The organism is Roseburia hominis A2-183 (assembly GCF_000225345.1).
Classification (GTDB): Bacteria; Bacillota; Clostridia; order Lachnospirales; family Lachnospiraceae; genus Roseburia; species Roseburia hominis.
The window spans coordinates 2,001,912-2,015,941 of record NC_015977.1 but is presented as its reverse complement, the minus strand read 5'-3'; the positions used below and the strand labels follow the sequence as shown (position 1 = coordinate 2,015,941).

At 49.4% G+C, this 14,030-nt stretch carries 13 protein-coding genes and 1 pseudogene; all 14 read left to right on the top strand.

Annotated elements, in window-relative coordinates; all coding sequences use genetic code 11:
• Positions 1-34 precede the first annotated feature (34 nt).
• Positions 35-784: pseudogene (locus RHOM_RS09050) on the top strand (carbohydrate ABC transporter permease); the annotation flags it as partial.
• Positions 785-829: 45 nt separating this feature from the next.
• Complete coding sequence (locus tag RHOM_RS09045) at positions 830-2,257, top strand: ABC transporter substrate-binding protein (protein ID WP_014079998.1); 1,428 nt, start codon at positions 830-832, stop codon at positions 2,255-2,257.
• 323 nt (positions 2,258-2,580) lie between these two features.
• Entirely contained in the window at positions 2,581-3,081 is a 501-nt protein-coding gene (locus tag RHOM_RS09040; protein ID WP_014079997.1) for an SEC-C metal-binding domain-containing protein, read from the top strand.
• Between the two features lie 177 nt (positions 3,082-3,258).
• A complete protein-coding gene (locus RHOM_RS09035) occupies positions 3,259-3,576 on the top strand; it encodes a DUF1540 domain-containing protein (protein WP_014079996.1) in 318 nt (105 codons plus the stop codon).
• A gap of 232 nt (positions 3,577-3,808) precedes the next feature.
• On the top strand, positions 3,809-4,264 hold the full coding sequence (gene tnpA, locus RHOM_RS09030) for an IS200/IS605 family transposase (RefSeq protein WP_014079995.1): 456 nt from the start codon (positions 3,809-3,811) through the stop codon (positions 4,262-4,264).
• A gap of 251 nt (positions 4,265-4,515) precedes the next feature.
• Complete coding sequence (locus RHOM_RS09025) at positions 4,516-5,151, top strand: zinc dependent phospholipase C family protein (RefSeq protein WP_014079994.1); 636 nt, start codon at positions 4,516-4,518, stop codon at positions 5,149-5,151.
• Between the two features lie 162 nt (positions 5,152-5,313).
• Entirely contained in the window at positions 5,314-5,478 is a 165-nt protein-coding gene (locus RHOM_RS16960) for a Spo0E family sporulation regulatory protein-aspartic acid phosphatase (RefSeq protein ID WP_014079993.1), read from the top strand.
• Positions 5,479-5,701: 223 nt separating this feature from the next.
• Entirely contained in the window at positions 5,702-6,136 is a 435-nt protein-coding gene (mraZ, locus tag RHOM_RS09020) for a division/cell wall cluster transcriptional repressor MraZ (protein ID WP_014079992.1), read from the top strand.
• 14 nt (positions 6,137-6,150) lie between these two features.
• A complete protein-coding gene (gene rsmH, locus RHOM_RS09015) occupies positions 6,151-7,089 on the top strand; it encodes a 16S rRNA (cytosine(1402)-N(4))-methyltransferase RsmH (protein WP_014079991.1) in 939 nt (312 codons plus the stop codon).
• A 24-nt stretch (positions 7,090-7,113) separates the two neighbouring features.
• A complete protein-coding gene (locus RHOM_RS09010) occupies positions 7,114-7,656 on the top strand; it encodes a hypothetical protein (protein ID WP_014079990.1) in 543 nt (180 codons plus the stop codon).
• Positions 7,657-7,673: 17 nt separating this feature from the next.
• Positions 7,674-9,818, top strand: a complete 2,145-nt coding sequence (locus tag RHOM_RS09005; protein ID WP_014079989.1) for a peptidoglycan D,D-transpeptidase FtsI family protein — start codon at positions 7,674-7,676, stop codon at positions 9,816-9,818.
• A gap of 64 nt (positions 9,819-9,882) precedes the next feature.
• Entirely contained in the window at positions 9,883-11,625 is a 1,743-nt protein-coding gene (locus RHOM_RS09000; RefSeq protein ID WP_014079988.1) for a peptidoglycan D,D-transpeptidase FtsI family protein, read from the top strand.
• Positions 11,626-11,699: 74 nt separating this feature from the next.
• Positions 11,700-12,653, top strand: a complete 954-nt coding sequence (gene mraY, locus RHOM_RS08995; protein ID WP_014079987.1) for a phospho-N-acetylmuramoyl-pentapeptide-transferase — start codon at positions 11,700-11,702, stop codon at positions 12,651-12,653.
• A gap of 10 nt (positions 12,654-12,663) precedes the next feature.
• Positions 12,664-14,028 (top strand): UDP-N-acetylmuramoyl-L-alanine--D-glutamate ligase, encoded by a 1,365-nt coding sequence (gene murD, locus RHOM_RS08990; protein WP_014079986.1) that lies wholly within the window; start codon positions 12,664-12,666, stop codon positions 14,026-14,028.
• The last annotated feature ends 2 nt before the right edge of the window (positions 14,029-14,030 follow it).

The following is a 14,030-nucleotide window of genomic DNA, read 5'->3' as shown; positions in this document are numbered from 1 at the left end:
TTTTGGTGCCGTGTCTTATCGTATTCGGACTGTTCTTATGTATGCGCTTTCCATTGCGTTTATGCCATCCGGGGAATTGTTCTCGATGGAGATGAATCTGATTCCGAAGCAGCCGACGCTTGACAATTTTGCACAGGCGTTTACAAAGATTCCGCTGTTTCGTTTTATTTTAAATTCGTTTCTGGTGGCGGGATGCATTACGCTCGGACAGATTATTTCCTGCTCCCTTGCGGCGTTTGCACTGTCATTTCTGGACTTTAAGGGAAAAAATGTGATTTTTATGCTGATCATGGCGACGATGATGGTGCCGGGAGAAGCGACGATTATTTCCAATTATTTAACGGTAAGCGGATGGGGCTGGCTGAATTCCTACAAAGTGCTCATCATTCCATATATCACTTCCGCCATGGGGATCTTTTTGTTCCGTCAGTTCTATCTGACCTTTCCAAAATCCCTGTATGAGGCGGCAAAGATCGACGGCTGTCCGAATCTGGTGTTCATTGTCCGGATTCTGATCCCTCTGACGAAGTCGGCGATCGGAGCGATGGCGGTCTATACCTTCATCAACGCTTACAACATGTATATGTGGCCGTTGTTAGTAACCGGAACCGAGGAGATGCGAACCGTGCAGATTGGTATCAGCATGTTAAACAGTGTGGATTCCCAGTCGATTACGATGGTAATCGCGGGAGTTGTGATGGTGATTCTGCCGTCGCTGTTTGTGTTTATTCTAGGACAAAAGCAACTGATCCGCGGTATGTTTTCCGGTGCCGTCAAGGGCTGACATAGAAAAAAGGAACTCACTAATTCAAAAGGAGAAAAAAGAGGAATGAAGAAGAGAATCATTGCATCATTGTTAACAGCATCCATGCTTGCAGCAGCACTTGCAGGCTGCGGGGGAAGCACGGCGCAGACGGCGGATACGTCCGCAGACGCTGCAGGGGAAGCGGAGAGTGCGCAGGGTGATCCGGCAACGGTGACGGAAAAAGAGACGAATGTGTCCGCCACGGCAGATGCGGATCTTTCCGGGACGACGATCACATTCTGGCATTCTATGAGCGGTGTAAATGGCGAGGCACTTACCGCGCTTGTGGATCGGTTCAATGAGGAGAACACCTATGGCATTACGGTGGATGCGGAGTTTGAGGGCGAGTACGATGATGCGATCAACAAATTAAAGAGCAGCATGGTGGGAGGAAGCGGTCCGGATCTGATTCAGGTCTATGAGATCGGCACCCGTTTCATGATCGACTCCGGCTGGGTGATTCCGATGCAGGAGCTGATGGATGCGAACGGCTATGACAACTCCAATATCGTGCCGAATATTGCCGCTTACTACACGATCGACGACCAGCTCTACTCCATGCCGTTTAATACATCCACGCCGATTCTCTATTACAATAAGGATATGTTTGATGCGGCGGGAATCACCGAGGTGCCGACGAGCCTGGAGGGGATCGATGCGATTGCCGACGATCTTGTGAACAAGGGCGGTGCAGGAGAGGCACTTTCCATGGGAATCTACGGATGGTTCTTTGAGCAGTTTATCTGCAAGCAGGGACTGGCCTACGCAAACAATGACAACGGAAGAAGCGCGGCGGCGACAGCCGTGGATTTTGACGGCAACGGTGCGGCTCTCTCGATCGTATCCGCCTGGAAGGATCTCTACGACAAGGGATATGCACCGAATGTGGGAGTTGGCGGCGATGCAGGTCTGACAGACTTCTCCGCAGGAAAAGCGGCGATTACGCTTGGCTCCACCGCTTCCTTAAAGCAGATCTTAAACGATGTCAACGGCTCCTTTGAGGTGGGAACCGCATATTTTCCGGGCATCAAGGATACAGATCAGGGCGGTGTGTCCATCGGCGGAGCATCCCTCTGGGCAATCCAGAATCAGGATGACGTAAAGGCACAGGCAACCTGGAAGTTCGTGGAATATCTGGTATCGGCAGAGTCTCAGGCATACTGGGCAACCCAGACAGGATATTTCCCGGTTACCAACGATGCGTACAATGAGGATGTATTCAAGCAGAACATCGAGCAGTACCCACAGTTCCAGACCGCGATCGACCAGTTGAACGACACCAAGGGCGAGTACGCGGGAGCGCTTCTCTCTGTATTTCCGGAAGCACGCCAGACGGTACAGACCGAGATCGAGAACACGTTAAATGACAAGGAGACACCGGAGGAGGCAGTGCAGAAGATGGCGGACACGATCAACGCGTCCATCGAGGACTACAATCTGCTGAACGAATAGTTTTTTAGTGGCAGGCAATAGGGTAAGCGACACATCCCACCGATTTCAGATGGAAATGCAGATGAAACATTTTTTGATCCGAATTTCCAGATACATTCCCTCTGAAATCGAAGGGCATGATCTTCTCACCCTATTGCCTGCCACGTCAAAATGAACGATCTGCTTCCGTCGACGTCCTGTTGCTTTTGGCGGGTTCTGTAAAAAAGTCTTTGAAATATGCCGGAAAATTTGTTATAATACTATAGTGCATCTTTGACATAGCAGATGTCGGACAAGCAATCCGGCAGACAGATGCAAATAATCATGAAATCGAGGAATCAGATATGGCATTATTAGAGCAGTGGCAGAAAGTTGCTTATAATGAGAAGGCAGACAGAGGAGAACTGCAGAGATTCTGGCAGAGATATTTTCTTCTGGAAAAGGGTGTCTATGAGAAGCTTCTGACGAACCCGGATGAGAAGGTAGAGGGAACGGTCAAAGAGCTTGCAGATAAATACGGACTGAGCATCATGGATATGACAGGTTTCTTGGACGGTATCAACGAGAGCCTGGTAGAGCCGAACCCGATCGACACCATGGAGGAAGATACGAAGGTCAGCCTCGTATTCGACAAGGAGAAGCTGTACAAGAACATGGTCGACGCGAAGGCAGACTGGCTCTATGAGCTTCCGATGTGGAATGACATTTTTGACCCGGAGACGAAGAAGAGACTGTATCTGGAGCAGAAGAAGTCCGGAACGGTTATCGTCGGAAAGAAAGTCGGACGCAACGATCCGTGTCCGTGCGGTTCCGGCAAGAAATACAAATTTTGCTGTGGAAAGTAAGCACAGGAAGCAGAGTGCAAGGGAAGTACCGGTATGTGGTACTTCCTTTTTTGTGTAATAGGCAAATTCTTCCTGCTGTGGAAAAAGAAAACCGGTTATAAAAGAAATTGCTCCGGAGATACTTAAGAATGGGAATGTATCATTCCAGAGAACAAGGATCGAAAGGAGAAAAGAGATATGACATTACTGGATTGTGCGGTAACCGGATGTGCTTACAACGAGGATCGCTGCTGCTGCAAGGGCAACATCAAGGTTGAGGGAAGCGAGGCGGTGCATCAGAATGAGACCTGCTGCGGAAGCTTTGTGGAGCGCGGGGAGAAAAGCTGCGGATGCAATGTAAAAGAGCATGAGTCAAAGAAGATCGCTGTGGCATGCGAGGCCTGCAACTGCACGTTTAACGAGAATAAGAAATGCAGCGCGAACCATATCGGCATCGCAGGGGGCAACGCCTGTTCCTGCGGCGAGACAGAGTGCGCAAGTTTCTGCTGCAAATAGGAGAAAAGACGGGGAGCCGGAGGCAATGCAAAACGGTTCCCCGTTTTGCATTCCGGTCATTAGGCTTTAGCCTGCTGAATGCGTGTTTACGAGTTTCTCAACAGAGAAACGAAGTACGCATGAAGCAAAAACCCACCTGCTATGCGGGTGGAGTCAAATCGTTATACAGAAAAACACCTTTCCGTTACAATAGAGTTGTTCAGTCACTATTGCAAGAAAGGAAAGGTGTTTTATGGCGAATAAGTCTAATGATCTCGCCCATACAAAATGGATGTGTAAATACCATATTGTATTTACTCCTAAGTATAGACGAAAAATTATTTATAATCAATTAAAAGAGGATATACGTGATATTCTGAAACAGTTATGTGCATATAAGGGCGTGGAGATTATTGAAGGGCATCTCATGCCTGACCATATTCATATGCTAGTAAGTATTCCGCCAAAGATGAGCGTGTCGAGTTTTATGGGATATTTAAAGGGAAAGTCAGCGCTTATGATTTTTGACAGACATGCAAATCTCAAATATAAATTTGGAAACAGACATTTCTGGTCAGAGGGATATTATGTCAGCACCGTAGGATTAAATGAAACGACAATAAAAAAGTATATTCAAGATCAAGAAAAGTACGATATTATGCAAGATAAATTAAGTGTGAAGGAGTACGAAGACCCTTTTAAGGGTTAAGTCGAAGTAGTACAAACGCCCATTCATGGGCATAAGCAACGCGTCAAGTGCAATAGTGACTTGAACGAAGAGAAAGTCTAGGGCGCCTTGAGACGCTGTCGGGTACCAAGGGGTTACACCCAGCGTCCCGAGCCACCCTTTTTAAGGGTGGCGGCGACTGGAATTTTCCTCTTGTAAAGTGCGTCTGATGGAAGTACAATGAAAGCAAAATTAGGAAAAAAGTCATGCAGTGCAGAAGGGGGAACCGATGAATGAGAAAAAAGTCACATATTTCGCTGGCGCGCTATATGGTGGAGAATTTAAAGGATGAAGAATTAAAACGTCACAAATTTTCTTTTTATCTGGGAAGTATTCTGCCGGACATCAAGCCTTCGTTTCTCTATAAGAGACACGAGATGGACGGAACGTTTCCTTATGTCAGCAGACATATCAGGCGTCTGTCGGAGGGAGATGCGCTGATCCGGAAGAAAAAGGGGTGCAAGTATTACCGGGATCTGGGACAGATCAGCCATTATCTGGCGGATTATTTTACATTTCCGCACAACACCATTTACCCGGGCAGCCTGAAGGATCATTGTTCTTACGAGGAGAAGTTAAAGCGGGACTTAAGATCGTACCTAAAGAGCGGTGAGGCTACCAGACATCACCGGCTGCTGCAGCTTAAGGAAGAACATGAGAAGCTGCAGAATAAGAAAAAGGCAGAGCCGCTCATCGACGCGGAGACGATCTGTGCTTTTATCCAGAAGTCGCATGACGAGTATCTGGCGCACAAGCATGGCGTGGAGGATGATATAGAACATATTGTCGAGGTGAATCACAAAGCGCTGGATGCAATGATGAAGTTATTGGCGAATAAACGCGCCGAGTGGAGAATCCGGCACTCATAATGTCGAAAAATGACGGGTTGTTTTCGTTGATTTTCGTGTTCGGACATAGTAATATAATGAATGTAAGGCAGGCAGTGAAGAGCAGATTTATGTGGGAATGCCCACCTTTAGTGCTATGTTAACGTCAGACATAGGAATCTTAGCGTTTTAAGGAGGATTCATATGAATAGAATCTATGAGTTACAAAAGAAGATCGAGACGGCGAGACACGAGTTGGATGAAGCACTGTTGCAGGAGAACAGGTTTGAGTACTATTACGAGAAAAGCACCAGACTGGACAAGCTGATAGAAGAATATCTTGAGAGTCAGGAGGGTGTCAGGGTCTGACAATTGAATAAACACAGTAAACAGGACGGAACATATATGCGAGGCATGTATGCGAGGTCCTTTTTTTATGCCCAAACGCAAGTTTTGGGCTTTTTTCTATTGCAATTTGGTACAAGGTGGGGTAATATTATCATACAAGTGGAGGAAAGTGGTGGAGAATGGTACAAAGTGGTGGATAAGTTCATAACTTTGTGGAAAACCACTGAAGGCAGGTGTTTGTGTTATGTTCATGGGAGAATACAATCACACAGTGGACCCAAAGGGCAGACTGATCGTTCCATCCAAATTCAGAGAGCAGTTAGGCAGTGAATTTGTGGTTACCAAGGGACTGGATGGATGCTTATTTGTGTACCCTGCCGAAGAGTGGCACAATATTGAGGAGAAGTTCCGCAATATTTCCATGACATCGAAGGATGCCAGAAAGTTTTCCCGTTTTTTCTTTGCTGGGGCGGCCGCAGTGGAGCTGGACAAGCAGGGCAGAATTCTGCTTCCGCCGGTTTTGCGCGAATATGCCAATTTACAAAAAGATGTGGTGCTCGTGGGAGTCTTAAGCCGCGTGGAGATCTGGGATAAGGACAGATGGCAGGAGAATACCTACGATGAGGATGAGATGGACGAGATCGCAGAGCACATGGCGGATCTTGGATTCAGTATCTAAGCAGGAGGCGCAGGTTGGAGTTTAAACATTATTCCGTTCTACTGGAAGAGACAATTGAACATCTGAACATCAGACCGGACGGAATCTATGTGGACGGAACGCTTGGCGGTGCCGGACATGCCAGTGAAGTGGCAAAACGGTTATCGGAAAAGGGACGTCTCATCGGCATCGATCAGGATGCGGATGCAATCCGGGCTGCGGGAGAGCGTTTGAAGCCGTTCGGCGATAAGGTTACGATCATCCGGAGCAATTACGCCAACATGAAAGAGGAACTTCATGCGATCGGTATAGAGCATGTGGACGGCATCGTGCTGGATCTGGGCGTGTCATCGTTCCAGCTTGACACACCGGAGCGGGGATTTACCTACCGGGACGCCGATGCGCCGCTTGATATGCGCATGGATGACAGACAGAGTCTTACGGCAAGGGATATTGTCAATGACTACAGCGAGATGGATCTCTATAGGATCATCCGCGATTACGGTGAAGATAAATTTGCAAAAAATATTGCAAAACATATAGTGAACGAGAGACAGAAGAAGCCGATTACAACGGCGGGGGAACTGTCGGAAATTATTCGGGAGTCCATCCCGATGAAAGTGCAGAAGACCGGAGGAAATCCGGCAAAGCGTACGTTTCAGGCAATCAGAATTGAATTGAATCACGAACTGGAAGTGTTGCAGGACAATCTGGATACGATGATCGATCTGCTTAATCCGGGAGGAAGGATCTGTATTATTACCTTTCACTCATTAGAGGACCGGATCGTCAAGACGAATTTTAAGCGCAACGAGAATCCATGTACCTGCCCGAGTGATTTCCCGGTATGTGTATGTGGGAAAAAGTCCAAGGGAAGAGTGATTACAAGGAAGCCAGTATTGCCGGGGGAGAGAGAGCTTGCAGAGAACTCGAGATCGAAGAGTGCAAAGCTCCGCGTATTTGAAAGAGCTTAGAGTGTAGTGAGGGAAGTGGCAGTTATGAGAAATGAAGCGGCAGAGAGAAAATATTATATTGACGGGAATACTGTCCGCAGGATGGAAGCAGCGCCTGCAGTGACGAGACCGGATCGCAGGATCAGAGAGAGCCGCCCGGAGCATGTCACAAGAGAGAGACGGGAGCGCGAGAGACGGGAGCGGGAACGCGAGATTGAATTAAGAAACAGAAAGCGTGCAGCCAGAAGAAATCAGGAGCGTGCTCTGCGCATGAGCAAGAGCTATGTGGCATTTCTCACGATGGCTGTGATGGTGTTCGGCATCTTTACCGGTGCATACATCCACATCCAGTCGGAGATGACGGCGCGCATGAATCAGATATCAAGCCTTGAGAGCCAGATCGCAGATCTGAAAGCCGACAACGACGAGGCATACAAGCGGATCAATACGAGCGTGGATCTTGACAGCATCCGGAATACGGCGATGACAGAATATGGAATGTCCTATGCGAAGGAATCGCAGATTGTGTACTATACAGTGAACGATGACGATTACATGAACCAGTACAGTGAGATTCCGCGTGAGTAGGATGACAGGAGAGGCGCATGGCAAAGAAAAAAAGAAGACCGCTGTTGAAATTTCCCAGGCGCATGCAAAAAAAGCTGATTGTCATGTTTACCATTGTGGCAGGCATGCTGATCGGTCTGATCGGGCGCCTGATGTATATTGAATATACCAGCGGTGAAAAATATGAGAAAATTGTGTTGTCCCAGCAGGAATACGACAGCAAAGTGATTCCTTACCAGAGAGGCGATATTGTCGATGCAAAGGGGACAGTGATGGCAACCAGTATTGCAGTGTACAATGTGATACTGGATTGTTCTGTTTTAACGAGCGATGAGGATTACGTTGCGCCGACGATTCAGGCGCTTGTGCAGTGTTTTCCGGACTTGAGCAGCGATGAGCTTTACGGATATGTCCGGAATGATCCGCAGAACCGTTATATTGTGCTGAAGAAGAAAATATCGTACGACGAGATGCAGCCGTTCGTGGAACTGCAGGATGCGACGGATGAAAAGGGCAGAAAGGTGAACCCCGACATCAAGGGCGTATGGTTTGAGAAGGAATATCAGAGAGAGTATCCGTACGGATCGCTCGCCAGCGCGGTGATCGGATTTACGGCATCCGGAAATGTCGGAGTGAACGGTCTGGAGAATTATTACAACAGCACGTTAAACGGCATCAACGGGCGTGAGTTCGGCTATCTGAATACGGATAATAATTTTGAGAAAACGATCAAGCAGGCGACAAACGGCAACAACATCGTGACAACGATTGATGCGAATATCCAGTCCGTGGTGGAGGACAAGATCCGGGAATTCAACGAGGCGTACACAGGCGCCTACCGCGAAGGGGATGCGGGAGCTTCCCATATCGGAGTCCTGATTATGGATCCGAATAACGGGGATGTGCTCGCCATGGCGAATTATCCGAATTTTGATCTGAGCAACCCGAGAGATCTCTCCGCGTATTACACCGAGGAAGAACTCGCTGCCATGGATGATGACGCAAAGATGGATGCACTAAACCAGCTGTGGCAGAACTTCTGCGTGTCGTATACCTATGAACCGGGATCGACGGCGAAGCCTTTTACCGTGTCGGCAGGACTTGAGACCGGGACGGTGACCACGGCAGACACCTATTACTGCGACGGGTATGAGACGATCTCCGGTCATGACATTCACTGTGTCAAGAGAGACGGACACGGAATGGAGACATTGGAGCAGACGCTGATGAATTCCTGCAACGATGCGCTGATGCAGATGTCCTATAAAATAGGAAGAGATAACTTTGAAAACTACCAGCAGATTTTCGGATTTGGTCAGAAGACCAACATTGATCTGCCGGGAGAGACGAGAACCGATTCTCTGATCTATACCGGCGACAACATGACGGTGGTGGATCTTGCGACAAACGCATTCGGTCAGAACTTCAACACGACGATGATCCAGCTTGCCACAGGCTTCTGCTCGATTGTAAACGGCGGAAAGTTCTATCAGCCGCATGTGGTAAAACGGATTACGGATGAGAACGGCAACGTTGTGCAGGAGATCCAGCCGACACTTCTTCGGGAAACCATCTCGGAGAGTACGTCCGAGACGCTGCGGCAGTATATGTATTCCACCGTTACCTCAGGTACCGGAGCGACAGCGAAAGTGGACGGCTACTCAATGGGCGGCAAGACGGGAACGGCACAGAAAGCGGGACGTGACGGCGTCAACTATCTGGTATCGTTTATTGGATTTGCACCGGTCGACGATCCGCAGCTTGTGATTTACTGCGTGGTCGACGAGCCGAATGCGGTGGAGCAGTACCACAGCTCTTTTGCACAGAATATTGTGCGTGAGATCTTAGAGGAAGTGCTTCCTTACATGAACATCTACCGCGATGAGCAGACCACCGGAATTCATGCAGGGTGGGACATTACGGGAACGGATACCGGAGCGACAGCGATGACGGACGTTGTAAACGAGGAGACTCCGGTGGAAGAAGGACTGGATGTGCCGGACACAACGGATACCCTGCCGGGAAATGAAGAGGAGGCGGAAGGCACAGACACGCCGCAGGATAGCGGAGACACGCCGCAGGATAACGGGGATGAACCGCAGGATAGCGGAGACACGCCGCAGGATAACGGAGATATCCCACAGGATAGTGGAGACACCCCACAGGATAACGGACAGCAATAACAGACATAACCTCACGAAAGGATGAATAAAATTTCATGGAGAACTTTCGTGAGGTTTTTTCTATATGTCACAGGAACATGCATTTTACCGGAGCAAGACATTCAACCGCAGAAAAATATGGCTGATGTTCCTCGCCGTGTTTTTCGTGCTGATGTTTCTGGGCGGACGGCTCGTCTATCTGATGGTCTTCTGCTCGGAATACTACGGGCAGAAGGCGGAGGATCTTCATGAGAGAGAGCGTGATATCAAGGCAGCGCGGGGAAGAATCATCGATGCCACGGGAAAAATCCTTGCGACGAACAAATCGGTCTGTACCATTTCCGTGATTCACAGTCAGATCGATGAGCCGGAGAAGGTGATTGCGGCACTGCAAAAAGAACTGGGGCTCACGGAGGAGGAAGTGAGAAAGCGGGTGGAGAAGGTCAGCTCCATTGAGCGGGTCAAGACGAATGTTGACAAGGAGACCGGAGACCGCATCCGTGCCTACGGCCTTTCCGGAATCAAGGTCGACGAGGATTACAAGCGGTATTACCCTTTGGATACCATGGCGTCCACGGTGCTCGGCTTTACGGGTGCGGATAACCAGGGAATTCTGGGGCTTGAAGTCAAATACGATTCCTATTTGCAGGGAACGAGCGGCAAGATCCTCACCCTCACGGATGCGCGCGGGATTGAGATTGAAAATGCGGGAGAGACGCGGCTTGAGCCGGTGAACGGCTATGATTTATATATTTCCATGGACAGCAATATCCAGCAATACTGTGAGCAGGCGGCGGAAAAGGCATACATAAAAAAGCAGGCGGATGAGGTGTCCGTGATTGTCATGAACCCGCAGAACGGGGAGATCATGGCGATGGTAAATTATCCGGAATTCAATCTGAACGAACCGTTTACCTTAATTGAGGAGATGGGAGCGGATGGGACGGAGTCTGCGGACAAAAAGCAGGAACTGCTGAACCGCATGTGGAGAAACCCGTGTATCAGCGACACCTATGAGCCGGGTTCCACATTTAAGATTATCACGGCGGCGGCAGCGCTCGAGGAGGGCGTGGTGTCGCTGACAGATCAGTTCTACTGTCCCGGCTATAAGCTGGTGGAGGATCGCAGAATCCGGTGCGCGAAGACAAGCGGACACGGGGCAGAGACGTTCGAGACAGGCATTATGAACAGCTGCAATCCCGTCTTCATTGAACTGGGCGAGCGGCTGGGCGTGGAAAACTATTACAAATATTTCAAACAGTTCGGTCTGACACAGAAGACGGGAATCGATCTGCCGGGAGAGGCGGCGACGATCATGCATAAGCAGGAAAACGTCGGCCCGGTGGAACTTGCGACGATCTCGTTCGGACAGTCGTTCCAGATCACACCGATCCAGCTCGTGACGACCGTTTCTTCTATTATAAATGGGGGAACGCGCATCACACCGCACTTCGGAGTGGAGGTCCGTGAGACGGACGGAACGTTGGTCGAGACATTTTCTTATGATAAGAGAGAGGAGATCTGCAGCGGGGAGACCTCGGAGACCATGCAGTATCTGCTGGAAAAAGTGGTGTCGGAGGGAGGCGGAAAGAATGCGAAGATCGAGGGGTATGCGATCGGCGGCAAGACCGCGACTTCCCAGACGCTGCCGAGAAGCGAGCACCGCTATATTTCCTCGTTCCTCGGATTTGCTCCTGCGGACGATCCCAAAGTGCTTGTGATTGCGATTATCAATAACCCGAAGGGCACGTATTACGGAGGTCTGATTGCGGCGCCGGTCGTAAAAGAAATTATGGAAAACATATTGCCTTACCTTGATAAATCATGAAAAATAACGTATACTAGTTGGGTTAAAAAGCACATGTTGCTTTCGGCAAAGATAAAATACATGAGGTGTTTATTATGACGTATGAAATTGTAATCCCGGTAATCGTATCTTTTGCAATCAGTGCATTGTTGGGACCGATTGTAATTCCTTTCCTGCGAAGACTCAAAGTCGGACAGACGGAGCGGAAGGAACTGGAATCCCATCTGAAGAAAAACGGAACGCCTACGATGGGCGGACTTATGATATTGGCAAGTATTATCATCACATCGGTGTTTTATGTAAAAGATTATCCAAAGATTGTTCCGATTCTGTTTATGACCGTCGGATTTGGTGTGATCGGCTTTCTGGATGATTATCTGAAGGTTGTGCTGCGCAGATCGGACGGACTGCTTGCATGGCAGAAAATGCTCTGTCAGATTGTGGTGACGACCGTGTTCGCAGTTTATATGGGATGCTACTCGGATGTCCCGCTCACCATGCTGATTCCGTTCTCCGGAGGAAAATATTTAGACCTCGGCTGGGGAGCGTTCCCGGTACTGTATCTGGCGGTCATCGGAACCGTCAACGGTACGAACTTTACCGATGGTCTGGACGGCCTCGCGTCGAGCGTCACCATCATGGTGGCAACGTTCTTCTCCGTGGTGGCGATCGGAACGAATGCAGGCATTGCGCCGATCACCTGTGCGGTTGTGGGTGCGCTGCTTGGATTTTTGCTGTTTAATGTCTATCCGGCAAGTGTTTTCATGGGAGATACCGGATCACTGGCGCTCGGCGGATTTGTGGTCTCGGCAGCCTATATGATGCAGATGCCTTTGTTTATCGTGATTGTCGGACTGATCTATCTGGTCGAGGTACTCTCCGTTATCATCCAGGTGACCTACTTTAAAAAGACCGGCGGAAAGCGGATTTTCCGTATGGCGCCGATCCATCATCATTTTGAGCTGGGCGGATGGTCCGAGACGAGAGTGGTTGCAGTATTTTCGATTACAACGGCGATCTTATGCATGATCGCCCTGTTAGGATTATAGGAGGAAGAACATGGATCTGACAGGTAAGACAGTGCTTGTGGTTGGTTCCGGAATCAGCGGTGTTGCCGCGACGGAACTTCTGAAAAAGAAGAATGTGAATGTGGTATTGTTTGACGGAAATAAGGAGCTGGATCTTACGGCGCTTCGTGAGAAGCACCCGGTCTTTGCGGATGTGAAGATCATCCTCGGAGAACTGACAGCGGAAGATAGAAGCGGACTGGATCTTGTCGTGTTAAGCCCGGGAGTGCCGACGGATCTTCCGATGGTTGAGGATCTGAAAAAAGACGGGATTCCGATCTGGGGCGAGATCGAGCTTGCCTGCCATTTTGCGAAGGGACGGATCGTGGCGATCACCGGGACCAACGGCAAGACGACGACCACGGCGCTCTGCGGCGAGATCATGGCAAACTATTACCGGGATGTGAAAGTGGTCGGCAATATCGGAATTCCATATACCTCCGTGGCTGCGGACACCACGGACGAGACAGTGACGGTGGCGGAGATCAGCAGCTTTCAGCTGGAGACCATTCACACATTTCACCCGGCAGTTTCCGCTATTTTAAATATCACGCCGGATCATCTGAACCGTCATCACACGATGGAGTGCTATATTAAGACGAAGGAGCGGATCGCGGAGAATCAGACGGAAGACGAGGTCTGCGTGCTCAATTACGAGGATGAAGTCCTGCGCGCATTCGGTGAGACGCTTCACACGAACGTGCTGTATTTTTCCAGCAGACAGAAGTTAGACCGCGGACTGTATCTGGACGGCGAGGATATTTACTATGCAGACGGAGAGAACACCACGAAGGTCATCAACGTGAATGAACTCAATATTTTGGGAACGCACAATTACGAGAATGTGATGGCTGCGACCGGCATAGCGTTAAGCCTCGGTGTTCCGATGGATAAGATTGTCGAAGTGCTGAAGCGTTTTCAGGCAGTCGAGCACCGCATCGAGTATGTGACGGAGAAGCGCGGCGTGAAGTTTTATAACGACTCTAAGGGCACCAACCCGGATGCCGCGATCAAGGGCATTTGTGCCATGAACCGTCCGACCCTTCTGATTGGCGGCGGCTATGATAAGCAGTCGGAGTATGACGAGTGGATTGAAAGCTTTGGCGGAAAAGTCAAGCTGCTCGTGCTGATTGGACAGACGCGGGAGAAGATTGCAGCCTGTGCGCGGGCACATGGATTTGAGAATATTGTGCTCTGTGATACGTTTGAGGAGGCGATCGACACCTGCTACCGGAACGCGGTATCCGGTGATGCGGTACTCTTATCCCCTGCATGTGCAAGCTGGGGAATGTTTAAAAACTATGAGGAGCGCGGACGCATTTTCAAGGAATATGTGCGTGCCTTAAAAGAAGACTAGGA

What these genes read in the sequence shown, in the direction of transcription:
- RHOM_RS09010 (WP_014079990.1), top strand. Translation starts at nt 7,114, where the DNA reads ATGAGAAATGAAGCGGCAGAGAGAAAATATTATATTGACGGGAATACT.
- mraZ (WP_014079992.1), top strand. Translation starts at nt 5,702, where the DNA reads ATGTTCATGGGAGAATACAATCACACAGTGGACCCAAAGGGCAGACTG.
- RHOM_RS09040 (WP_014079997.1), top strand. Translation starts at nt 2,581, where the DNA reads ATGGCATTATTAGAGCAGTGGCAGAAAGTTGCTTATAATGAGAAGGCA.
- RHOM_RS16960 (WP_014079993.1), top strand. Translation starts at nt 5,314, where the DNA reads ATGAATAGAATCTATGAGTTACAAAAGAAGATCGAGACGGCGAGACAC.
- RHOM_RS09045 (WP_014079998.1), top strand. Translation starts at nt 830, where the DNA reads ATGAAGAAGAGAATCATTGCATCATTGTTAACAGCATCCATGCTTGCA.
- mraY (WP_014079987.1), top strand. Translation starts at nt 11,700, where the DNA reads ATGACGTATGAAATTGTAATCCCGGTAATCGTATCTTTTGCAATCAGT.
- murD (WP_014079986.1), top strand. Translation starts at nt 12,664, where the DNA reads ATGGATCTGACAGGTAAGACAGTGCTTGTGGTTGGTTCCGGAATCAGC.
- RHOM_RS09035 (WP_014079996.1), top strand. Translation starts at nt 3,259, where the DNA reads ATGACATTACTGGATTGTGCGGTAACCGGATGTGCTTACAACGAGGAT.
- tnpA (WP_014079995.1), top strand. Translation starts at nt 3,809, where the DNA reads ATGGCGAATAAGTCTAATGATCTCGCCCATACAAAATGGATGTGTAAA.
- RHOM_RS09000 (WP_014079988.1), top strand. Translation starts at nt 9,883, where the DNA reads ATGTCACAGGAACATGCATTTTACCGGAGCAAGACATTCAACCGCAGA.
- RHOM_RS09005 (WP_014079989.1), top strand. Translation starts at nt 7,674, where the DNA reads ATGGCAAAGAAAAAAAGAAGACCGCTGTTGAAATTTCCCAGGCGCATG.
- RHOM_RS09025 (WP_014079994.1), top strand. Translation starts at nt 4,516, where the DNA reads ATGAGAAAAAAGTCACATATTTCGCTGGCGCGCTATATGGTGGAGAAT.